The 22,496-nt window shown below is 57.3% G+C and carries 22 protein-coding genes and 1 tRNA gene; 9 read left to right on the top strand and 14 right to left on the bottom strand.

Annotated elements, in window-relative coordinates:
- Positions 1–1,098 carry a DNA polymerase IV gene (gene dinB, locus FCN80_RS22040; RefSeq protein ID WP_136992498.1) on the bottom strand — a complete coding sequence of 366 codons (1,098 nt, stop codon included), beginning with the start codon at positions 1,096–1,098 and terminating at the stop codon, positions 1–3.
- Positions 1,099–1,278: 180 nt separating this feature from the next.
- Between dinB and dpaA the strand changes: the two genes are divergently transcribed.
- Positions 1,279–2,016, top strand: a complete 738-nt coding sequence (gene dpaA / locus FCN80_RS22035; RefSeq protein ID WP_230492861.1) for a peptidoglycan meso-diaminopimelic acid protein amidase — start codon at positions 1,279–1,281, stop codon at positions 2,014–2,016.
- Here dpaA and FCN80_RS22030 read toward each other — a convergent pair.
- Together FCN80_RS22030 and lpcA are read right to left on the bottom strand one after the other, a co-directional pair.
- On the bottom strand, positions 1,987–2,754 hold the full coding sequence (locus FCN80_RS22030) for a class II glutamine amidotransferase (RefSeq protein ID WP_136992496.1): 768 nt from the start codon (positions 2,752–2,754) through the stop codon (positions 1,987–1,989). The genes dpaA and FCN80_RS22030 overlap by 30 nt on opposite strands.
- A gap of 32 nt (positions 2,755–2,786) precedes the next feature.
- Positions 2,787–3,374 carry a D-sedoheptulose 7-phosphate isomerase gene (lpcA, locus tag FCN80_RS22025; RefSeq protein WP_136992495.1) on the bottom strand — a complete coding sequence of 196 codons (588 nt, stop codon included), beginning with the start codon at positions 3,372–3,374 and terminating at the stop codon, positions 2,787–2,789.
- A 348-nt stretch (positions 3,375–3,722) separates the two neighbouring features.
- On the opposite strand from lpcA, the gene FCN80_RS22020 reads away from it, so the two are divergent.
- Both FCN80_RS22020 and FCN80_RS22015 read left to right on the top strand, forming a co-directional pair.
- Positions 3,723–4,886 (top strand): pyridoxal phosphate-dependent aminotransferase, encoded by a 1,164-nt coding sequence (locus FCN80_RS22020; protein ID WP_136992494.1) that lies wholly within the window; start codon positions 3,723–3,725, stop codon positions 4,884–4,886.
- Entirely contained in the window at positions 4,874–5,701 is an 828-nt protein-coding gene (locus tag FCN80_RS22015) for an amidohydrolase (RefSeq protein WP_136992493.1), read from the top strand. Before FCN80_RS22020 ends, FCN80_RS22015 begins: the two co-directional genes overlap by 13 nt.
- Here FCN80_RS22015 and hpxK read toward each other — a convergent pair.
- The 3 genes from hpxK to FCN80_RS22000 form a co-directional block, all read right to left on the bottom strand.
- A complete protein-coding gene (gene hpxK / locus FCN80_RS22010) occupies positions 5,681–6,970 on the bottom strand; it encodes an allantoate amidohydrolase (protein WP_230492860.1) in 1,290 nt (429 codons plus the stop codon). The genes FCN80_RS22015 and hpxK overlap by 21 nt on opposite strands.
- Positions 6,937–8,181: a pyridoxal-phosphate-dependent aminotransferase family protein gene (locus tag FCN80_RS22005; RefSeq protein ID WP_136992492.1), complete on the bottom strand. Its 1,245-nt coding sequence runs from the start codon at positions 8,179–8,181 to the stop codon at positions 6,937–6,939. Before FCN80_RS22005 ends, hpxK begins: the two co-directional genes overlap by 34 nt.
- Before the next feature lie 299 nt (positions 8,182–8,480).
- Entirely contained in the window at positions 8,481–9,323 is an 843-nt protein-coding gene (locus tag FCN80_RS22000) for a MurR/RpiR family transcriptional regulator (RefSeq protein ID WP_136992491.1), read from the bottom strand.
- Between the two features lie 236 nt (positions 9,324–9,559).
- Here FCN80_RS22000 and hpxZ point away from each other — a divergent pair, with 236 nt between their 5' ends.
- Positions 9,560–9,943 (top strand): oxalurate catabolism protein HpxZ, encoded by a 384-nt coding sequence (hpxZ, locus tag FCN80_RS21995; RefSeq protein ID WP_136992490.1) that lies wholly within the window; start codon positions 9,560–9,562, stop codon positions 9,941–9,943.
- Here hpxZ and puuE read toward each other — a convergent pair.
- From puuE to FCN80_RS21980, 3 genes are read right to left on the bottom strand one after another with little or no spacing between them, the layout of a single operon-like run.
- Positions 9,940–10,926 carry an allantoinase PuuE gene (gene puuE, locus FCN80_RS21990; RefSeq protein WP_136992489.1) on the bottom strand — a complete coding sequence of 329 codons (987 nt, stop codon included), beginning with the start codon at positions 10,924–10,926 and terminating at the stop codon, positions 9,940–9,942. The genes hpxZ and puuE overlap by 4 nt on opposite strands.
- Before the next feature lie 28 nt (positions 10,927–10,954).
- On the bottom strand, positions 10,955–11,692 hold the full coding sequence (locus FCN80_RS21985; protein ID WP_136992488.1) for an aspartate/glutamate racemase family protein: 738 nt from the start codon (positions 11,690–11,692) through the stop codon (positions 10,955–10,957).
- Entirely contained in the window at positions 11,689–12,414 is a 726-nt protein-coding gene (locus FCN80_RS21980; protein WP_136992487.1) for a GntR family transcriptional regulator, read from the bottom strand. The genes FCN80_RS21985 and FCN80_RS21980 overlap by 4 nt, the downstream gene beginning before the upstream one ends.
- A 154-nt stretch (positions 12,415–12,568) precedes the next feature.
- Here FCN80_RS21980 and FCN80_RS21975 point away from each other — a divergent pair, with 154 nt between their 5' ends.
- Complete coding sequence (locus FCN80_RS21975) at positions 12,569–14,065, top strand: NCS1 family nucleobase:cation symporter-1 (protein WP_136992486.1); 1,497 nt, start codon at positions 12,569–12,571, stop codon at positions 14,063–14,065.
- A 3-nt stretch (positions 14,066–14,068) separates the two neighbouring features.
- On the opposite strand, the gene FCN80_RS21970 is transcribed toward FCN80_RS21975, so the two are convergent.
- Positions 14,069–15,442, bottom strand: a complete 1,374-nt coding sequence (locus FCN80_RS21970; protein WP_230492859.1) for a chloride channel protein — start codon at positions 15,440–15,442, stop codon at positions 14,069–14,071.
- Between the two features lie 122 nt (positions 15,443–15,564).
- On the opposite strand from FCN80_RS21970, the gene FCN80_RS21965 reads away from it, so the two are divergent.
- Positions 15,565–16,461: a LysR family transcriptional regulator gene (locus tag FCN80_RS21965; protein WP_136992485.1), complete on the top strand. Its 897-nt coding sequence runs from the start codon at positions 15,565–15,567 to the stop codon at positions 16,459–16,461.
- Positions 16,462–16,667: 206 nt separating this feature from the next.
- Here the strand turns inward: FCN80_RS21965 and FCN80_RS21960 are convergent.
- Together FCN80_RS21960 and dnaQ are read right to left on the bottom strand one after the other, a co-directional pair.
- Positions 16,668–16,744, bottom strand: a tRNA-Asp gene (locus tag FCN80_RS21960).
- Positions 16,745–16,881: 137 nt separating this feature from the next.
- Positions 16,882–17,637: a DNA polymerase III subunit epsilon gene (dnaQ, locus tag FCN80_RS21955; protein ID WP_136992484.1), complete on the bottom strand. Its 756-nt coding sequence runs from the start codon at positions 17,635–17,637 to the stop codon at positions 16,882–16,884.
- A gap of 55 nt (positions 17,638–17,692) precedes the next feature.
- On the opposite strand from dnaQ, the gene rnhA reads away from it, so the two are divergent.
- Positions 17,693–18,172, top strand: coding sequence for a ribonuclease HI (gene rnhA / locus FCN80_RS21950; protein WP_136992483.1), 480 nt, complete (start codon positions 17,693–17,695; stop codon positions 18,170–18,172).
- Here rnhA and FCN80_RS21945 read toward each other — a convergent pair.
- Positions 18,169–18,879, bottom strand: coding sequence for a class I SAM-dependent methyltransferase (locus FCN80_RS21945; protein WP_136992482.1), 711 nt, complete (start codon positions 18,877–18,879; stop codon positions 18,169–18,171). The genes rnhA and FCN80_RS21945 overlap by 4 nt on opposite strands.
- A gap of 49 nt (positions 18,880–18,928) precedes the next feature.
- On the opposite strand from FCN80_RS21945, the gene gloB reads away from it, so the two are divergent.
- Positions 18,929–19,681, top strand: a complete 753-nt coding sequence (gloB, locus tag FCN80_RS21940; protein WP_136992481.1) for a hydroxyacylglutathione hydrolase — start codon at positions 18,929–18,931, stop codon at positions 19,679–19,681.
- A gap of 71 nt (positions 19,682–19,752) precedes the next feature.
- Entirely contained in the window at positions 19,753–21,123 is a 1,371-nt protein-coding gene (mltD, locus tag FCN80_RS21935; protein ID WP_136992480.1) for a murein transglycosylase D, read from the top strand.
- Positions 21,124–21,181: 58 nt separating this feature from the next.
- Here the strand turns inward: mltD and FCN80_RS21930 are convergent, their stop codons facing one another.
- Entirely contained in the window at positions 21,182–22,024 is an 843-nt protein-coding gene (locus FCN80_RS21930) for an endonuclease/exonuclease/phosphatase family protein (protein ID WP_136992479.1), read from the bottom strand.
- Between the last annotated feature and the right edge of the window lie 472 nt (positions 22,025–22,496).

The raw sequence follows: 22,496 nt of genomic DNA, 5'->3' as shown, positions 1-22,496 counted from the left end.
TCACATCGCGGCCGGGCGTTCAGGGGGTTCAAGATAATTCTCGTCCCAGTTAAGCGGCAGTTGCCGCTCGATTTGCGGGTCAAGCAAGGCCACATGCAGCCCCACCAGCCTGACGCCCCGCTCGCCCCGGCGCTGTTGCCAGGCCTGGTGGGCGATTTCCAGCAAATCGTCTTTATTGAGAACCGGCCAGACATGTTCTTGAGTGGTCAGTTGAAAATCAGCGAATTTGAGCTTGATACCCTGCCGGGCAATATGCAAATCCGGCCTGACTCTGGCCAGCCGGCGCGCCAGTTCGGGATACAGGGCGTCGATGATGGCCGCGCAATCCTCCCAGGCGACGATATCCTCCGCCAAGGTTCGCTCCACGCCCACTGATTTGCGCAATCGGTCCGCCGTGACTTCGCGCTCGTCGATGCCTTGCGAACGTTCCCAAATCACCCGGCCGAATTTGCCGAATTGCCGCAACAAAACCGCTAAATCGTAACGCCGCACGTCAGCGCAGGTGTTAAGGCCCATATCCGCCAGTTTTTTCGCCGTCACCTTGCCCACGCCGGGAATTTTCCCCAAGGGCAATTGTTGCAAAAAGTCCGCGACCTGGTCCGGCGCGATAACGCACTGCCCGTCGGGCTTGTTGAGATCCGAGGCGATCTTGGCTAGAAACTTTACCGGCGCCACCCCGGCCGATGCGGTCAGACGCAGTTCTTCGGCGATATGCCGGCGGATGGCGCGGGCCATCAAGGTGGCGGAACCGTTGCAATGCGGACTGTCGGTAACATCCAGATAGGCTTCATCCAGCGATAGCGGTTCGATGAGCGTCGTGTAGCGGGAAAATATCTCGCGGATATGCGCCGACGCCTCTTTATAAGCGGCGATGCGTCCGGGCAGCAATTTCAAATGGGGGCACAGCTTTAGCGCCATGGCGGTGGACATGGCGCTGTGCACGCCATAGGCGCGGGCGGGATAGTTGGCGGTGCTGATAACCCCGCGCCTCTCCACGCTGCCGCCGATAGCGATGGGGATGTCGCGCAGGCTAGGATCGTCGCGCATTTCCACCGCGGCGAAGAAGCAATCCATATCGACATGTATGATTTTACGCATGCACACCCCCTTTACTGTATGAGTATACAGTTATTTTAGGAATATATACAAAAGGTATCTTGATAATTGCCGGAGCAGTGATATCTTGTCGCTGGCTTGTTTGTTAAATTTGTCGTTTTTAAGGGTTTGCCGGCAATCCTACTTGCCAGGCGAGTGATTTATTTTGACTACGCAGGAAAGATGATGGGCAAAATCGCATTAGTGCTTGCGATGTTGTTTTGTATACCGGCCTTGATTTCAACCAGTTATGCCAGCGAGCAAACACAGGCGGTTTCACAAGAATTAAAAGACCAATTATTGGGGTCGCCGGTATTTATACAAATATTCAAAGAAGAGCGTACCCTCGAGCTTTATGCCAAGATCGGCACTGATTACCACCTGATCGGCAGCTATCGGATCTGCAAGTTTTCCGGCGGCCTTGGCCCGAAACACCGGGAAGGCGACTTCAAGAGCCCGGAAGGTTTTTATACGATTGATAGCCGTAATCTTCAGCCCAATAGCCATTATTACCGAGCCATCAATATCGGTTTTCCCAATGCCTACGATCAGGCGAGAGGTTATTCCGGAGCCATGTTGATGATTCATGGCGATTGCCGTTCCATCGGCTGTTATGCCATGACCAATGCCTATATCGGCGAAATATACCATTTTGTGGAAGCGGCGCTGAGAAACGGGCAGAGCGCGATAAAGATTCATATTTATCCGTTCCGCATGACGCCGGAGAATATGCGGCGTCATCGCGATTCCGTCTATTATTCTTTCTGGCAGCAGTTGCAGCCCGGCTATGCCTATTTTGTCGCGCACCACCAACCGGCGGCGGTATCGGTTATCAATGGGCAGTACGTAGTCAACCCGCCTTCGTTGTTGAACGGTAACTCGGGCACTGTTTCACAGTTCGCGCTCACCCAGACGAAATAACACGTAATCCCCTGGCACGATGGGGTGCCAGGTTTCATCGCCCGTCAGCGGCTGGGTGGCGATGACCGTGACCACATCGTTTGGCGTGGTCTGCCGCTGAAAATCGATTTCCACATCCTGATCGAGTAACGTGGCTTTGCCGAACGGCGCACGCCGGGTGATCCAATACAATCGGGTGGAACAGTAGCCCATCACAAACTGGCCGTCCGACAGCAACATATTAAACACGCCTTTCTGCCGCAGTTCGCCCGCCAGCGAGGCGATATAACGAAAGACCGCCGGCCAATGGCCCGGCGTGCGGGGATAGCGCGCCGCCAATCGGGCCAGTAGCCAGCAAAAAGCCCGTTCGCTATCGGTTTGTCCCACCGGGCGAAACGAACCCGTGGGCAATCGTCCATATCCCCGCAACTGACCGTTATGGGCAAAGGTCCAGTTGCGGCCCCATAATTCGCGGGTAAAGGGATGGGTATTTTCCAGCGCGACCCGCCCGCTATTGGCCTGCCGGATATGGGAGATGACAGCGCAGGACTTGATGGGATAATCCTGTACCAGCCGCGCGATGGGGGAATTAAAGCTCGGCAGGGGATCTTTGAACGTCCGGCATCCCGGACCCTCGTAGAACGTAATGCCCCAGCCGTCCTTATGCGGCCCGGTTCGGCCCCCCCGCTGCACCAGTCCGGTAAAACTGAAACAAATATCCGTCGGTACGTTGGCACTCATCCCGAGCAATTCACACATCCCCCCTCCTTACACTCTTTTAGGCCAGGAGACTATTTCGCCGCGCCGGCCATTTCTTTTTCGATCAACTGGATCATGATATGAATGGTTTTGATGTGGATTTCCTGGATACGGTCGGCATAGCCGAAATGCGGCACGCGAATTTCCACATCCGCGACACCCGCCATTTTTCCGCCATCCTTACCGGTCAGCGCAATCACTTTCATGCCTTTGGCGCGGGCGGCGTCAATGGCCCGGATAATATTGCCCGAATTGCCGGAGGTGGAAATGCCCAACAATACATCGCCCTTATTGCCCAACGCCTCGATATAACGCGAGAAAACAAAGTCGTAACCATAGTCATTACTGACACAGGAGAGATGGCTTGGATCGGAAATCGCGATGGCCGGGTAAGCGGGGCGGTTATCGCGATAGCGACCGGTGAGTTCTTCGGCGAAATGCATGGCGTCGCAATGAGAGCCGCCATTACCGCAAGACAACACTTTGCCGCCGGCTTTGAAGGAATCGGCGATCAATCTGGCCGCGTCCTCCACGGATTGAATATGACGATCATCGCTGAGAAAGGCCGCCAGCGTCTGTGCGGCTTCGTTAAGTTCACTACGAATCAAATCCTGATACATAAGTCCCTCGGTATAGGCTCGTCAACATAAAACAGCTTCAGCGCACAGTTTACCGGATCGGGTAAAGGGCGAGAAGTAAAGTTAGCCGGCTCAGTATCAATCCATGGCGCGGAACACCGCGCCGGCGGACACGCCGCCGACAACGGACGGCGTAATATAACGCGCGCCGGTTCCAGCAAAGCGAGTGGGCACCGCCAATGCAATTGCTTTGGCTATTCGGGCGGGGCGATTGCCGTGAGCGCCGCGGGCGGCCAAGGGACCATTGAGGTTTAGCCATCTACACGTCCTGATTGCCAATCCGCTTGAGCGTGTTATAGTGGAAAAAAACGGCTGTCGAGAGCTTTTGTCATGAGCGATACCCACTCCATCACCCCCGAGAGCAAGCTTCCGGCGCTCGGGACCACCATTTTCACCGTTATGAGCGCCTTGGCCCAGCAGCATCGGGCGATTAATTTGTCACAGGGGTTCCCGGACTTCGACGGTCCGGAATACCTCAAATCCCGTCTGGCATACCATGTGGCGCAAGGCGCCAATCAGTATGCGCCCATGACCGGCGCGGCCCCGCTACGGGCCGCCATCGCCGACAAAACCGAAGAAATCTATGGCTGGCGTCCCGATCCGGACAGTGAAATCACGGTAACCGCCGGCGCCACGGAGGCCTTGTTCGCCGCCATCAGCGCGCTGGTTCGCACCGGCGACGAGGTGGTGTGTTTCGACCCGAGTTATGACAGCTATGCGCCGGCGGTCACCCTCTCAGGCGGCGTGACCCGGCATATCGCCTTGCAACCGCCGACGTTTCGGGTTGACTGGGCGGCGTTTCGCGCGCAAATCACCGATCGTACCCGGCTGGTTATTCTCAATACCCCGCACAACCCCTCCGGTACGCTGTGGCGCGAAGAGGATTTCGCTCAGTTGTGGCAAGCCATCGCCGAGCGGGAAATCTATGTTCTCAGCGATGAAGTCTACGAGCACATCTGCTTTGCCCGCACAGGCCATGCCAGCGTGCTGGCGCATCCGCAATTGCGTCAGCGTTCGATTGCGGTCTCTTCGTTCGGCAAAACGTTTCACATGACCGGCTGGAAAGTCGGCTATTGCGTGGCGCCGCCGTTGCTCAGCGCCGAGGTGCGCAAGATTCACCAGTACCTGACATTTACCGTGAATACCCCGGCGCAGTTGGCCATAGCCGATATGCTGCGCGATCATCCCGAGCACTGGCGGCAGTTGCCTGACTTCTATCGCGACAGGCGCGATCATCTGGTCCGTGCTCTGGCGCCAAGCCGGCTTGACGTACTGCCCTGCGAGGGCACCTATTTTTTACTGGCGGATTACAGCGCCATCTCCGATATGGACGATGCGGCATTTTGCCAGTGGCTGACGGTCAACGCGGGCGTGGCGGCCATTCCCTTATCGGTATTCTGCGCCGATCCTTTCCCCCATAAACTGATACGCCTGTGTTTCGCCAAACAGGACGCGACGTTGGATGCCGCCGCGGAGCGCTTATGTCGGCTCTGAAGATCAGTGTGCTGCAGCAACCGTTGATCTGGATGGACGGCGAGGCCAATCTCCGGTTTTTCGACGCATTGCTGGCGGGCGTCGCCGGTCGCGATCTGATTATTCTGCCGGAGATGTTCACCACCGGTTTCGCCATGGAGGCGGCCGGCAATGCGTTGCCGCAGGAACGCGTGGCGCAATGGCTGCAAAGCCAGGCCGCCGCCGCCGATGCATTGATAGGCGGCAGCGCCGCCATCGATACCCCGAACGGCGCCGTCAACCGCTTCCTGCTGGCTGAGCCCTCCGGCCGGCTGCACGTTTACGACAAACGTCATCTGTTCCGCATGGCCGACGAGCACCATTACTATCGGGCCGGCAGCCGGCGGGTCGTGGTGGAGTGGCGCGGCTGGCGCATTTTACCGCAAGTGTGTTATGACCTGCGTTTCCCGGTCTGGTCGCGCAACCGGCAAGATTATGACCTGGCGCTGTATGTGGCCAACTGGCCGGCGCCGCGCGCGCGCCAATGGCAAACCCTGCTGGCGGCCCGCGCCATCGAAAACCAGGCGTATGTCGCCGGCTGTAACCGCATCGGCACCGACGGCAATGGCCATCATTACAGCGGCGATAGCATGATCCTCGATCCATCGGGCAACGTGCTGGCGCAAGGTGCGCCGCATCGGGCGGAGTGTCTGTCCGCGTCACTGTCCCTGGAAAACCTCCGCCAATACCGCCAATCCTTCCCCGCCTGGTTGGATGCCGACGCATTCAGCCTGGATACCGCGACGGATGTTGCGGCTAAGGATACCGAGACCGCCTCACAGCGCCGTCAGCGATAGCACCGCCGCGCATCCGGCCTGGAGCGCCGCGGCCACGTCCGCTGTGGCGACCGCCTCGTCCGGGTGATGGCTGACGCCTCCCCGGCACCGGACAAACAGCATGCCCACCGGCCAGCAGGCGGCCATGGCGATGGCGTCATGTCCCGCTCCGCTGGGCAGTAACGGACAATCGACCTGTACCCGCCCGACGCACGTTGCCAACATCGCCTGCAAGCGCGGATCGCAGGGCGTGGCGTCGATGCCGTAGTATTCCTCGCAGGCAAACGTCAGGCCGTCGGTTGCGGCGACACTCCGGGCGCGGTCCAGCAGGTCGTCCGCCAGCGCTTGCAGCGCGTCGTTATCCGGACCGCGGACATCCAGCGACAACGCCACGGCGCCGGGAATAACATTTACCGCGCCGGGCAGGCATTGCAGCGTGCCCACCGTCGCCACCATCTGCGCGCCGTGCGCGGCGGTGAGGGCGCGGATATCCGCTATCCAGCGGGCGGCGGCGGTCAGCGCGTCGCGACGCAAAGCCATCGGTACCGTACCGGCATGGCCGGCCATGCCAGTGAAACGGCAATTGAAACGTCTGGCGCCATTGATGGCGGTCACCACCCCCAGCGCCCGGTCGCGCTGTTCCAGGCAGGGCCCTTGTTCAATATGCAACTCAAGATAACAGGCGAAGGCACGGGGCGGGCGTTTGGCCCGGCTTATCAGACGCGGGTTCAGCCCGGCCAGGGTAAGCGCCTGGGCCAGGCTGATGCCGCGTTCATCTTTGACATCCAGCCATTCCGACGGCCAGGAGCCGGTAATTCCCCGACTGCCTAGCAAAGCGATGCCAAACCGGGTGCCCTCCTCGTCGGCAAACCCAATAATCTCAATGGCGCGCGGTAGCCTGATTTGCCGCCGATGAAGATAATCAACGATCTCGATAGCCGCCAGCACGCCCAGGGTACCGTCGTAACGGCCGGCGTTGCGTACCGTATCCAGATGCGAACCCAGCAGGATGGCCGGCCGGTCCTCGCACAGGCCTGGGTAACGGCCGCAAATATTGCCGACTTCATCCTGCCAGACCCGCATGCCCGCTTCCCGCATCCATTCGCCCACCCGGCGATTGGCGCGCAAATGTTCCGGCGACAAATAGACCCGGGTCAGGGCATCGGGTACCGCGCTGATTTGCCCGAGCGTATCGCAGCGGGACATGACGCGCGCCGCGCCGGCGCCGGCTTCCGCCGACATAGGCGAATCCCCGCTCATTTCGCCGCCCGGCGCTGATAAAGATCCCATGCCCCCTGTAAACCCGCCCCTTGCGCACAGACAAACCCCAGCCGATGCAAGACCCCTTCCAGCGCGGCAAGCGTCTGCATGACGCAATCCTTGCGCGCATTATAGCCCATGGTGCCGATACGCCAGATTTTGCCCTGTAACGGCCCGAACGACGTACCAATCTCAATGGCGAAATCGTCCAGCAACATCCGCCGGGCCTGTTCGCCGTCGATACCCGGCGGAATGACCACCCCCAGCACATTGTTCATCTTGCAACTGACGTCGCCGAATATCTGAAGCCCCATGGCGCGAATGCCGGCCATCATGGCGTCGCCATGCAGTTTGTGGCGCTCGACGGCCGACGCTATCCCTTCTTCCACCAGCAAGCGGGCGCATTCCCGGGCGGCGAACAACATGCTGGTGGCCTCGGTATGGTGGTTCAGACGTTCCGGTCCCCAGTAGTTCATGATCATATCCAGATCGAAATAATTGGAGTAAACCATTTCCGCTTCGCCGTCCTGATGTTCGGCGGTCCGTATCCCCTCTTCCACGCGCCGGCGACGCCGTATTAACGCGTCGCAGCGCGGACCCAGGGTCACCGGCGAACTGCCGGACGGGCCGCCCAGGCACTTTTGCAGACCGGCGGATACCGCGTCCAGCCCCCAGGCATCGCTTTCAAGAACATTTCCGCCCAGCGACGCCGTGGCGTCGGTATAAAACAGTACCTGATGACGGCGACAGATATCGCCTAACTGCGCCAGCGGTTGCAACATTGTGGTCGACGTATCGCCATGCACGGTGAGCAATAGCTTAGGCTTTACCCGTTTAATCGCATCTTCGATTTGATCGGGACTGAACACTTCGCCCCAAGGCGCTTTAATGACATGAACCTCGGCCCGGCATCGCCGGGCGATTTCGCATAACAGCGCGCCAAACCGGCCAAACACCGGCACCAGCACCTTATCCCCCGGACAAATCATCGAGATCAGCAAAGCTTCGATGCCGGCGCGGGACGTGCCGTCAATCAACAGTGTCCAGCGGTTTTCCGTCCTGAACACCTGGCGGTACAGCGCCATGACCTCATGCATATAACCGGTCATCGCCGGATCATACTGGCCGATCAATTGACTGGCCATGGCCCGCAACACGCGCGGATCGGCATTGATCGGTCCTGGCCCCATCAACAAACGATAGGGCGGGTGAATTTGCTCGTATCTTGCGTTAGCCACCATATCTCTCCCTCATTGACGGCCGCAAAGTAAAGGGATAGCACGCGCGTGCCGAGCGGGAAACCGGCGCCGCCTTATTGCCTCTCGCACCGATCCGATGCATAAGCCGAAGTTGAATTTGAAATTATTGATTCACGATTTATTATATTTGCAACTTTTGTGCCACACCTTTGCGTCGCTATCTGGCGTGGCGCGGCCCTAAAGACGCACGATACGGAGAGGTCATTGAAAATAGCGGAGGAAGAAAGAAAAAACCCGGATCATTGCGCACTGTTTTCGCGCGCCCGCACCCCATTGAGGCATCAGTCGCGCCGTTCCAGTTCATTGAGCGCGGCGTACATGCCGGCGATGGTACGGATACGTTGCCGGCCCGACTCCAAGGCGTCATGCAGCAAGGCATTGCTGATAAGGCTCACCAGGCTCATGGCTGATGAGTAGGCGTCGAAAGCCGAGACGCTGTCCAGCGGCACGGTAAAATGCCAACGAACCAGCGACGTCAGGGAGCGCGCCTGTGGTTCGCTTAGCAGCAACACCGGAACCCGCCGGTTGCGCAGTTGGGTCAACAAAGGCGCGATGTGGCCGCTTCGCCGTCGAAAAGCGACAACAATCATCAGATCCAGGACGCCGAGATCGACAATCTCCTCCGCCAGCGTCTGGCCCGGCTGGGGCAACAAGCCGACCTGATCCCGGATATGCTGTAGCTGCTGTCGTAAATGCATGGCCACCGGATAACTGTTGCGCAATCCAACCAGACAAAGCCGGCGGGCGCGGCCCATCGCCCGAATCGCCTCGGCGAATTGGCCGCTGTCCAGACCATTGACCCATTGGGCCAGGTTGAACATTTCCTGTTTGTAATGCCGCGCCAGCAATGTGTCGCCCCGCGTCGCGTCGCCACGGTCCACCACCGGCATGCCGCTTTGCCGCAACGTGCGCAGTTCATCGCGCACCTGGCGGTAGTTGGCATACCCCAGGCGGCGGAACAACCTGCTGGCCGTCGCCTTGGATACGCCGCTCAACCGCGCCAGTTCGGCGCTGTTGTAGCTGGTCATATCATCAAGATTATCGATGATAAAACCGGCGATTCGCTGCTCTTGCGGCGACAAGCGGGCATAAGCGGCGCGCAGCCGCTCATCGAAAGGTTTCATTGCTCGGTCCGGATGTTACCTTCGTTTCGGCCTACCCTAGCACAGTTCGCATTGCGCCGCTTAAGCGGGACGACAATCGCCGCGTTGGAACGGCTCTTGCTTCACCTATCTGGCAAAGAACGGCGAAGGAATCCGGCCCCCCATTGCGCCGCGCCGCCATGGCGTCGGTAAGATGGGCGCCGGAGTCGGGAGGGAATAAACGGCCTGCATATCTGTAACCCTATGGGAAATGCAACATGAAAAATGAATATATCGACCGCCCGGTCATTCTGGCGGAAGTCAATGCCGCCTTTTATCGCTATGAGCAAGCGCTTATCACCAATGATATCGTGGTGCTGGACGAGTTGTTCTGGCATGATCCGCGCACCATCCGTTTCGGCGCGACGGAAGACCTGTATGGTATTGAGGCGATCCAGGCCTTTCGCGCCGTCCGGTCGCCCAAGGGACTCGATAGAATATTGCGCAATACGGTGATAACGACCTTCGGCGACGATCTGGCCGTGGCCAGCACCGAATTCACCCGCCTGGACACCGACAAAATCGGACGCCAGACGCAAACCTGGGTCAAGCTGGCCTGCGGCTGGCGTATCGTCGCCGCTCATGTCAGTTTAATGGACTAGCGGTTACCGGACTGCGCCGGCGCTTCCGGCGACGCAAACGGATGACGGGCCAGCCAGTGTTCGGCGATATCCCGCCGCCGGCAGATCCACACCCGATCATGCTGCTGGATATAGTCCAGGAAACGTTGCAACGCGCGAAAACGTCCCGGCCGGCCAAGGATACGGCAATGCATGCCCACCGACAGCATTTTGGGCGATTTTTCGCCTTCCTCATATAAAACGTCGAAGCTGTCTTTAAGATAGCAATAAAACTGTTCGCCGGTATTGAACCCTTGGGGCGAAACGAAGCGCATGTCATTCGCCTCCAGGGTATAGGGAATAATCAGATGCGGTTTGACCGCCCCATCGGTACAGGCGACCTGCGTCCAGAACGGCAAATCATCGCCGTAATAATCGCTATCATAGAGAAAACCGCCGTGTTCCACCACCAGGCGGCGGGTGTTGGGGCTATCGCGGCCGGTATACCATCCCAAGGGAGGGGCGCCGAACAGTTCGTTCAGGATGTCCACCGCCTGATGCATGTGCTGGCGTTCGGTTTTGGCGTCCATTCCCTGATAGTGCAACCAGCGCCAACCGTGGCTGACCACCTCATATCCCGCCTGTTTTACCGCTTCCACGACGGCGGGATTGCGCGCCAACGCCATCGCCACGCCAAACAGGGTCAGCGGCAACCCTCGGCGCTGAAACTCCCGGTGAATGCGCCAAAACCCGGCGCGGGAACCGTATTCATACAGGGAATCCATCGACATGTGCCGCTCCGGGTAGCTGGCGGCGCCGATGATATCCGATAGAAACTGCTCGGAACCCGAATCCCCATGCAGGACATGACTTTCCGAACCCTCTTCGTAATTGAGCACGAACTGCACCGCGATCCGAGCGTTGCCCGGCCAGTCGGCATAAGGCGGATTACCGGCATAACCTAACATATCGCGGGGATAGTTTTTGGCGAAGGAAGCGCTTTTCTTCTCATGGGATTCAGTCATGGGCTGTTCCTTGTAAACCGCAAATTATTTAGTTTAGTCCGTTAAAATACCCAGAAAGTTCTTTTGGGACGGGAAAATCCAGATCACCCTGTTTACTGGTGCTCAGCCCCAAGCCACACAAGGATTCCGCCAATTTAACCGCCGCGCCGACGCCGTCGATAACCGGTATCCGCAATTCGGCGGTCAGTTCCGCGGCCAGATCCGCCATGCCGGCGCAACCCAGCACAATCGCGCCGATATCGTCTTCCCGTCTGGCAAGCAGGCACGTTTCGCGTACTTTACCTCTTGCCAGTCCACTTTCATCCTCTAGCGAAAGCACCGGCAAATCGATGGCGCGCACCCTGGCGCAATGCCGCTCGAAACCGTACTGATAAAGAAGATGCCGCGCAATAACCCGTGTACGCGGCAGGGTGGTGACCACTGAAAACCGGGTGGCCACAAGCGTCGCCATATGCATGGCCGCTTCGGCGATGCCTATCACCGGCGCGCCGGCCAATTCCCGCGCCGCCATCAGCCCGGGATCGCCGAAACAGGCGATGACATGCCCGCTAACGCCTTGGGCGCGGCCTTGTTTGATCAATTGCAATACGCCGATGGCGGCGACGGCCTCATCAAGGTGCCCCTCTATGGACGGCGCGCCTTCGGCGGGACAGATCGCGTGAATTGTCGTACCCGGCGCTGCGACCGCACAGGCCGCTTTACGTATACGTTCCGTCATGGCAAGACTGGTATTGGGATTGATCAATTGTATACAACATCCCGTCATGCGATTTCTCCCCCGGTGGTCGAGGCAAATAATCTGGCGAAATCCGGCGTGGTTTCTCCGCTGCGTTCGAAATGCAAGTTAGCCAGAATATCGTCAAAATGTTTTTGCATCCGTTCCGCCAGCGGCTGCGCGCGGCGACGCTTTAGCAATGCGATCAATTCCTGGTGGTCGTGGCAGCGGCACCCCTGTTGCCACGGAGCACCATAAGCGGCGATGACCAGCGAAGAACGCAGAGTCAACTGGGAAACCATCTGCGTCAATACCTCATTACCGGAGATCGCCTGAAGTTGGACGTGGAACAGCGCGGAAAGCCGGATAGCCGTCGCGCCGTCGCGGGCGTCATGGGCTTGTCGCTCTTCATCGACGATGACATCAAGCGCGGCGATATGCGAGGCTTCGCAATGCGCCACCACGCTTGGCACATTGGCTGTCTCCAGCAGACCGCGCGTGGCGAGCACCTGGCGGGCTTCTTCCACGCCGGGCGTGGTCACCTGCGCCCCGCGCTTGGGCGTCAGGGTGATCAACTGCACCGCCGCGAGGCGTTGCAGCACTTTTCTTATGCCGGTCCGGCTGACGCCGAATACCGCGGCCAGAGACTCTTCCGGCAGGCGGCTGCCTGGCGGGAGTTGATGTTCGACGATCGCTTTAACGATGGCGTGATAAATCTCATCGTCCTTATCCTGCGAAAAAATGGCGCTTTTTAGCCCGTACCAACTGGACATGGGATACTCCTGTACACGTATCGATACCCTATCGTATACGTAATGATAACTATTTTGTATACCGTTTTAAAAACGATTGGCCTGATTCCTGCAAAACACCCCCTTGAAAGAGTCATCGTCCTTCCACGGGTTAGTGTCAAGAGGAGCAGTTTCCATGCCAAACAGCAACAGTACGACCCCGAACATCGGATCCCATGAGCGAGGCCATTACAGCCCGAAGCTGACCAACGACGATCTCGCGCCCACCCGCCAGCAGAACTGGAGCTGGTACAATATCTTTTCTTTCTGGATGTCCGACGTGCATAGCATGGGCGGCTATGTGGTTGCAGCCAGTTTCTTTACCCTCGGTCTGGCCAGTTGGCAGGTACTGATTTGCCTGTTATGCGGTATTTGCATCGTTCAGTTATGCGCCAACCTGGTGGCCAAGCCCAGCCAGATGGCCGGCGTGCCCTACGCGGTCATCTGCCGCCAGGCCTTTGGCGTGTTCGGCGCCAATATTCCAGCGGTGATCCGCGGTCTCATCGCCTTTGCTTGGTATGGTATTCAAACCTATCTGGCGGCCAATGCGTTAATGCTGGTGTTATTAAAGTTTTTTCCGGAACTGGCGTCGTTGACCCATAGCCGTTGGCTGGGGTTGTCCGCCCTTGGCTGGATCTGCTTTGGTCTGATGTGGTTTTTGCAGGCGATGGTGTTCTGGCACGGTATGTCGGCCATCAAGCGGTTTATCGATTTTGCCGGCCCGGCGGTTTATGTGGTCATGCTCACGCTGGCCGGCTGGATCCTTTATCAGACCGGCCTGAGCCATATTTCCTTTACCCTTGGCAACAAAACATTGTCTAGCGGGCAGCAAGCCTGGCAAATGATCACCGCCGTGGCGCTGGTGGTCTCCTACTTTTCCGGGCCGCTGCTGAATTTCGGCGATTTCTCCCGTTACGGAAAAACCATGGATGAAATCCGCCGCGGCAATCGCTGGGGGTTGCCATTCAATTTCTTATTGTTTTCCATCGTTACCGTCGTCATCGTATCCGGAACACAAAGCCTGTTTGGCCAGATGATCACCGACCCAATTGAAACGGTCAGCCGCGTCGGCAGCAGCGTGGCGGTCGCGCTAGGTCTGCTGACCATGATCATCGCCACCATCGGAATCAATATCGTGGCCAATTTCGTGTCGCCGGCTTTTGATTTTTCCAACTGCGCCCCGCAGAAAATCAGTTTCCGCGCCGGCGGCATGCTGGCGGCCGTCGGTTCGGTATTGCTCACGCCCTGGAACCTGTTCCAGTCGCCCGAGCTTATCCATTATACCCTGGATGTGCTGGGCGCTTTTATCGGGCCGTTGTTTGGTATTCTTATCGCCGATTTTTATCTGATCAAACGCGGCACCATCGCGGTGGACGACTTGTTCAATGCGACGCCGGCGGGCCGCTACTGGTACCGTAGCGGTTTTAATCCCAAAGCGGTGATGGCCCTCGCGCCGTCGGTGGCCATCGGCTTGGCGATAAGTTTCACGCCTACTTTGCATGAAGTGGCGAATTTCAGCTGGTTTATCGGCGTATTGCTGGGCGGCGGTTGCTACCGCTATCTGGCGCGCCATGAGCGCGCAGTCGTTAGCGATGGGCATTTCGCCGGGATGGTCTCCGCGCCCAGGGAATGAACGCTAACCGGGTTCGGCCTGGTTGCCGCCCAAACCCGGCGTACTATCATGATCCCAGAGCCGGGTGCATAAACGACAGACGCAAACGGCGCCCGACACCGCCAAAATGATCGGCACCAGGAAATCATGATCGATGCGGGTAAACTCCGCCAATAACACGACGGCCGTCAAAGGCATATTCATGGATGCGCCCAGAAACGCCGCCGCGCCGATCACCGCATAAGCGCCGGTCGGCTCGCCGCCGGGCCAGATGCTGTTCCACAGGCCGCCAAGCACCACCGCCAGCAACGCGCCATTGGACAGGCCCGGGGTCAGCAGCCCGCCGCCAAACCCGACCCGAACGCTGCTGGTGTTGATCGCCATCTTGCACACCAGCAGGATGGCCGCCGCCGTGATGGTCATGGTACTGTCGAAGCCCAGTTGGGCCGCGCCTTTGCCATTACCCAGCAATGCGGGCATATCCATGGATAAAACGCCGATAACCGCGTAATTAATGAAAGCCAGGACCGGCAGCCTATTATTGCGTACCACTCGATTGCGCGCCGCTGTGGTTATGCGGACAAAACCGTAGGCGGCGATGCCGAACAGCGGACTGGTAACCACCGCCCAAACGATAATGCCCGTCGTCAAAGGGAAATGAGGAATGGCATACAGCGTCTCCGCGCCCAGCCCCAGCCAGGCCACGGACGCGGCAATGGCGGAGGCCGTCAGCGCCGCGGCCAACGCCGACCAGCTCAGGGAGCGAATCAACATCTCAAGGGCGAACACCGCCCCGCCCAGCGGCACATTATAAACCGCCGCCAACCCGGCCCCGGCGCCGCAGGCCACAATAAGACGACGCTGATCGGGGGCGAGGCGGGCATAGTGGGACATCCACCCCCCCAGCAGCGCTCCCGCCTCGCGAGGCGCCACTTCCCGCCCCAGGGGCGACCCCAGGGCAACCGTCACGATTTGCAGCAGGATATGCGATACGGTCGTCAAGGGCGGCATAAGCGGCGCTTCGGCGCTGATAGCCTTATTGATGCTCACCAGCGGCCGTCCATAACGGTAGATGAGCCACCAGCCGATACCCCCCACCAGCCCGCAGGAAATCAATACCGCCAGCCGTCTTCGTCCCGATGAGGCGCTGACGCCCGCCAGAAAGTTTTCCGGACTGATAATTTGATGCAGGCTGTAATCGTAGGCCAGGTGTTGCACCAGGTGCAACAACATGGCCAGCAGCATTCCCGCAAGACCGGCGCTCACGCCGGTGGCTATCACGAGCAGAGCGAAAACCCAAACCGGCGCGCTGAGGGGGGTAACGGCGGAGGATGGCGTTTCGTTGTCGGGCGCTGGCGCCTGTTTTGACTCGACGAGGCGGACCTGTTGATAAATCACTGTGCTTTCCGATCAATAAAATGATAAAAAAGAGGACTGGTAATGCCGAATTCGCATTAGAAAATAATGACACAGGTTTCTATAATCTGGAATAGCTATTACAAAATAATTGGTAATTAAGAATGGCGATAACCGGGCCTGAACTTGCGGATCCCGAACTGTTACAGATTTTCCTGGCCGTCGCGGAAGCGCGCAATTTCACCGCGGCGGCCAACAGACTGGGCATACGGCAATCGACGGTCAGTCAGCGGATTGCCCGTTTGGAGTCTCGCCTGGAACGCCGGTTATTCGTTCGCGATACCCATTCAGTTACCCTGACCGTACAAGGTTCGGCGTTACTGCCTTATGCGCGGGACGTGCTGGCGGCCAGTCTTCGACTGGGGAATTACGTTGAGGGCCGGCAAAACCGTGGCCGTGTGCGCTTCGGCATTTCAGAGGATTTTGCTTCAGCCGGTCTGACCGGCGTGCTGGCCGAGTTCCGCCGACAACATGCGGATATAGAACTGGAGTTGACCATCGCCTTAAGCGGGGTATTACATGAGCGCTTTGACGCCGGATTGCTGGACGTCATTTTCGCCAAACGACAAAAAAGCGATCTCCGCGGTCGACGGGTCTGGCGCGAATCCCTGGTCTGGATCGGCCCGGTCAATGTTTATCCGGATCCGGCATTGCCGCTACCCCTTATTCTTTACCCGCCGCCGAGCATCACCCGCACCTTGGCGCTTGACGCCCTGGCGAACGCCGGTCGCAGTTGGAAGATCGTTTGTACCAGCAACAGCATGAACGGACTGCGTGCCGGGGCGCTGGCCGGCTTGGGCTTCGTGCCGCACTCCCGCCGGATGATCCCGCCCGGTCTGTCCGTGATACCGTCCTCGGCGGGGCTGCCGCCGCTGGGCGAAATTGAGTTTGTGATTGTTGGCGGCGAGGACGCCGGGACGCCCGCCGCCGCGCTGGCGGACTCCCTTCTGAGCGACGCGGCGCGCATTTCCACCGCGTCGGATAATTTGCCCTCGGTCTGAATCCGCCGGCCAACGCCGGTTTTAGCCTCGGTTTGCCTCGCCGACAAGACCCTGAAGTTAACATCTTCCCTGAAGGCGGGAGGGCTAGCTGGATAACCCCGCCTTATACCCTCGCTCTGAAGGACGGGATTTTTACGGTATAGCTGATAAAACGAAAAAAGCCACGCGCAAACAGAGTTCGCACATGGCTTTCCCATAAAAACATTTGGCGGTGCGGACGGGACTCGAACCCGCGACCCCCGGCGTGACAGGCCGGTATTCTAACCGACTGAACTACCGCACCGCGCGTTGGCTTTATCAACCAAGCGAGCCGCATAGTACGGGCCGCGCAGACTATCGTCAATGCTTTTTACATCGGCCGCGACTGTTTGGCGATAATTTCGGCACAACGCCGAAAATCCGGCCTAATCAACGGGTTTATCAAGCCTGGCCGTTCTCGTCCGACCGCCACAGGCAACAGCCGCCCTTCTTGACGACCAGGTCCAGCCGGTGTTCGTGGGCCGCCAATTCCGCCTCGCTGGCATAGATCACCTTCAGTGCCGCCTGCGGACGCCGGACCCGCTGAATTACCGCGCCTTCGGCGGCATCGGATCTGGCGGCCTCGCCTTCCATGGAAAAATGCATATCGGTTTGACCGCCGGTCATGGCGAGATAAACGTCGGCCAGGATTTCGGCGTCCAGCAACGCGCCGTGCAGCGTGCGTTTGGCGTTGTCGATGAGATAGCGGTCGCAAAGCGCATCCAGGCTGTTGCGTTTGCCGGGGAACAGCTTACGGGCCATCGTCAAACTGTCGGTAATGGCGCAAAACGTTTCGGTTTTGCCAATATTACGGTTCAGCTTGCCGAATTCATAATCCATAAAGCCGATGTCGAACGGCGCATTATGAATGACCAGTTCACCACCGTGAATAAACGCGATGAATTCGTCGGCCACCTCGGCGAAAGTTGGTTTATCGGCTAAGAACTCGTCGCTGATGCCATGGATGTTAAAAGCCTCGGGGTCCACCAGCCGATCCGGCTTCAGATAGGCATGAAAATGCCGGCCGGTAAGCCGGCGATTGATGACTTCCACCGCGCCGATTTCGATAATCCGGTGGCCTTCGTAATGCGCCCCCAGGTTGTTCATACCGGTGGTTTCGGTATCAAGAACAATCTGTCGCGTAATTCCTGTGCTCATCGTGTCCATTTGTGTCAGACTTGTCTTTTTTTTCACGTAAGGGCAGTCTACCAGAATGCACAAGCAGGTAGAAATTTTCACCGATGGTTCCTGCCTCGGCAATCCGGGACCGGGCGGTTATGGCGTTATTCTGCGCTATAAGCAGCATGAAAAAATTTTTAGCGCCGGTTATCGCCTCACCACCAACAACCGTATGGAACTGATGGCCGCCATTGTGGCGTTGGAGGCCTTGAATACGCCTTGCGAGGTGGTTCTCAGCACTGACAGCCAGTACGTTCGTCAGGGTATTACCCGCTGGATCCATAACTGGAAAAAGCGCAACTGGCTGACCGCCGGGAAAAAACCGGTGAAGAATATCGACTTATGGCAACGGCTGGATACGGCCATTCAATATCACACATTACGCTGGGACTGGGTCAAGGGGCATGCCGGCCACCCGGAAAACGAACGCTGCGACGAGCTGGCGCGCCACGCGGCGCTGCATCCCACCCTTGAGGATACCGGCTATCATCCGGAAATCCAGGACGCGGATTAGCCGCTGCGGCTGGCGGCGCCCACGGTACGGCGCAACGACGCCGGCAAGGAGCGGTTTCTCGCCGTGTTGCGCGCCAACGGGAAAGTCCGTTTGCGCGCCACGATAACACTCAGGCAACCGACGGCGGGCACATGTTCGCTGAGCAGGCAACCGCCGCGCCGCCGCCAAGGCAGCACCTGCGCCCAGGAGCGGTGTTGGACTTCATAGTTAAGCACGCTGAGCCAGTCCAGTAGCCGCATCTGGGTGTACATTCGGCTGCGGTAGGGCTGCCTGCGCTGGATAACCGGACAGAGTTTGCCCAGTCCCAGCAGACTTACCGGATTAAATGTGGTAATAATCAGCCAACCGTCATCTATCAGGACACGGTCCACTTCGCGCAGCAACCGGTGCGGGTCGGCGGTGTAGGATAAAGTGTGCGCCAGCAGGCAGGCGTCGGTGGACTTATTGGCAAACGGCAACTGATAGGGGTCGGCCAGCACATGCATCATGGCCCCGGTTTCCCCCACATTCACCTGATGGGAAATAGCGCAGCTTTCCGTATTGAGCTCGGCGCTGAGCGTGCCGATTTTAAGCAGATGAAATCCGAATAATTTCGGCCACCAGGGCCGTAGGCAGGACTCGATGGCTCGACGATAATTCTCTCCGTATGGGAGGTCGTCCCATGAAGTTGGCGCGATAATCGATTGCGTAATTTGCGCTGGTTTCATGTTTGACTATCTTCTAGATGCCATAAGAAAAAATAAACAGAGGTGAGTCATGAATCTTATCAGTATTCCCGCGCTTGCGGATAATTACATTTGGCTTTTGCGTAACGACCGGCAAGAGTGCCTGATCGTCGATCCGGGTCAAGCTGAGCCGGTTCTTGCCGCCATAGCCGACCAGGGCCTGACGCTTAAGGGCATTTTACTGACCCACCATCACTATGACCATGTGGGCGGCGTTCCCGACGTACTGGCCCGCTATGACGTCCCCGTTTATGGTCCAAAGGAAACCGCAAATAAAGGCGCCACACACATTGTCGTCGAAGGCGACAATGTCAAGCTTCTGGATATCGACTTTCAAATTCTAGCATTACCCGGACATACTTTGGGTCATATCGGCTTTTATGGGGCGCCTTACCTTTTCTGTGGAGATACGGTGTTTTCAGCAGGTTGCGGCCGTCTTTTCGAAGGCACCCCCCAGCAAATGTATCAGTCATTACAAAAGGTTAGGAAACTTCCCCCTGAAACGCTCGTGTGCGGCGCCCATGAGTATACCCTGGCGAATCTGGCCTTTGCCCGTTCGATTTTGCCGGAAGATAGCCTGATAGCCGGATATGAACGTGAAATTAAGCAGTTACGGGCGAAAAACCAAGCCAGCTTGCCGACAACGCTACAATTGGAAGGCAAAATTAACCTTTTCTTGCGTTGCCATGACGTTGATTTACAAAGAAAGTTGAACCCACAAGGTGATCTGCGCGACGAATGGCGTATTTTCGCATTGTTACGTGAGAAGAAAGATCATTTCTAAAGGTTTGGGTTGTATTGTCGGAATCTTCAAAGTATTATTGCTTGTCTTTTAAGCTACGATTGACATACACGATGAAGACTCATGCGATAATAATCGCCTCAGTCTTGCTAGTGGGATGCCAGACGTCCAGGCAGGACGATAAAGCGCCCGAACAGCATGCACAGAGTGTTTCTTCGGCAGGTCAAGGTGAAGCGGGAAAGTACACAGATGACCGAGAGACCTCGGCGCGATGGCTGGATAACGCAAGCCTCGCGCAGCCTGATCTGTGGAACTTCATTAGCGACGAGCTGAAGATGCAGGTCCCGGACAACGCCCGGATCCGCGAACAAAAAAAGCGTTATTTACGACATAAGAGCTATCTCCACGATGTAACATTACGGGCAGAGCCGTACATGTACTGGATAGTCGAGCAGATTAAGCAACGTAAGATGCCGATGGAACTAGTACTGCTACCCATAGTGGAGAGCGCTTTTGACCCTAAGGCGACATCCGCCTCTAAAGCGGCTGGCCTGTGGCAGATTGTGCCGAAAACAGGAAAGAATTATGGTCTAAAGCAAAACCAGTGGTATGACGGGCGCCGCGATGTGGCTGCGTCGACTACCGCCGCGTTGGATATGATGCAACGCTTGAACCGTATGTTCGGCGGAGATTGGTTATTGACTATAGCAGCTTACAACAGCGGTGAAGGCCGTGTGATGCAAGCTATCAAGTCAAACAGAGCCAGGGGGAAACCCACTGACTTTTGGTCTTTATCGCTGCCGCGCGAGACCTCGCTCTATGTGCCGAAGATGCTGGCATTAAGCAGTATCATTAAGAATAGCAAAAAATACGGACTTGTCCTGCCGAAATCCGATGGCGATCGGGCGTTGGCGCGGGTTGAAGTGGGTCAGCAGATCAAGTTGACACAAGCCGCCGAAATGTCAGGCTTATCACTGACCAAGCTGAAAAGCTATAACCCTGGCTACAAGCGTAATGTCACCGCGCCCAATGGGCCGCATTACATTATGTTGCCCAAGTCCCACGCCTCGCAGTTCAGAGATTCCTTGGCGGAAGGCGATATTGCGGCGGTGCAGTCTACCCAGTTGGCGAAAGCCGGACAGGATAGCGTGTCATACAAGGTTCGCTCCGGTGATACTTTGTCTGGCATTGCCAAACGTCTCAATGTCAGAACAGCCGATTTGCTGAAATGGAACCATCTGCGTTCCAGCGGCAATTTGCAAATTGGCCAGACATTGCAGGTGGCCAGTAATACCGTGGGCGGTAGCGGTACCAGTATTGTCTATCAAGTACGCAAAGGCGATTCGTTATCCAGCATCGCCAGACGCCATGGCGTCAATATTGAAGACGTGATGCGCTGGAACGGTGAATTGGATAGCGCTGCCACGCTGCAACCCGGATTGAAACTGACGCTCTTCGTAAATGGCAAGGCAACGGATTCCTGATGGGTTCCGTCATGAAAAAACAAGCAATTCGTTGCTTGTTTTTTTTTGTCCTAATGGGTCACTGCCGCCGGATGCCGACAATGCGCGGTTGGGGGAGAGCGTCTTTTGTTTTGTTACGCGGCTCAAATTCCACTAACAGCGGGTTGTGATCCGAGGCCTGGGTAACCAATACCGAGGCTTCCGCCACCTTGAGTCCGCGGTAGAACACAAAATCCAGCGGACGTCCGAAGGCGCGGCGCCGTTGATCATCGGCGAACCGGACTTCCCGTAGCATCATACGATCGGCAAAACGGTATAAAGCCAGAATACGCTGACGGCTCCAGGCATTGAAATCCCCCGCCATGATCACCGGTCCCTGGTGGTTAACAATCTGCTCGCCGATAGGTCCCAGTTGTTTACTATAGACATCGACGCCCAGGCTGAAATTCACCGCATGGATGTTCACCACCATCATCAATTGCCCGTCAGCCAAGGGATACACCGTGACCAGCGCGGATTTCGCCAAACGCAACAGCGGTTCGCGCTCGCGCAAAGGGCAGCAGTAAACCGGATGCGCTGCCGATAGCGTCATGACACCCGAGGGATGTTGCGGGAAGATCAAGGCGGGCACCTGATCGGCCGCCAGATAATGCGAGGTGGCGAACCTGATCAATTCCGGCGTGGTTTGCGCTTCCTGGAGCAGCATTAACTGCGCATCCTTGCCAAAACCTTTCAAGACGGAAAGCCAATCGGCACGCTGCTGCTTATAGATGTTCCATACCATAACCCGCAACAAATGCGATCCAGGCAAGGGTTCGCCCGGAGGAAGCGCTTGCCCGAGGCCACTATAGGCAAGCGGCGGGAAAATTCGTTCCACTGGCTGGCCTGCAACATACCTAACTGAATATGTTTTTTTTGGCACAGTGACCGCCTATCGATTGTTTTTCTTGCACTTATGCAAAATCACCGCATTATAATAAAGCTGCTTTACCACAGGTATTGTGCAACCCAGGACGTTCATAAGATTTCAGCGTCGGTATCAACGCCTTCGAAAACTTATGACGACGATTATCAGTGTATCACAAGAGAACCATGTCTCGCAGCCTGGATAGTTTGGCAAACATGCCGATCGTGGTTTGTGCGTTGATACAACTTATTCGGTGAGAGCTTATCCGTCGTTTTCTAGAATGGTTTTCAGTCGCGGCATAACCTCAATGAGGCCAGGATGGATGAGGAGATCACTGCACAATTGCAAAGGCAATTTTTTTAATGATCACCATAAAAAAAGCCCTGTTATAAACAGGGCTTTTTTATATAGTGGCGGTGCGGACGGGACTCGAACCCGCGACCCCCGGCGTGACAGGCCGGTATTCTAACCGACTGAACTACCGCAC

Source organism: Martelella alba (assembly GCF_005217455.1).
Taxonomy (GTDB): Bacteria; Pseudomonadota; Gammaproteobacteria; order Enterobacterales; family Enterobacteriaceae; genus Acerihabitans.
The sequence above is the reverse complement of the archived record's forward strand: the minus strand, read 5'-3'. Positions and strand labels throughout refer to the sequence as shown.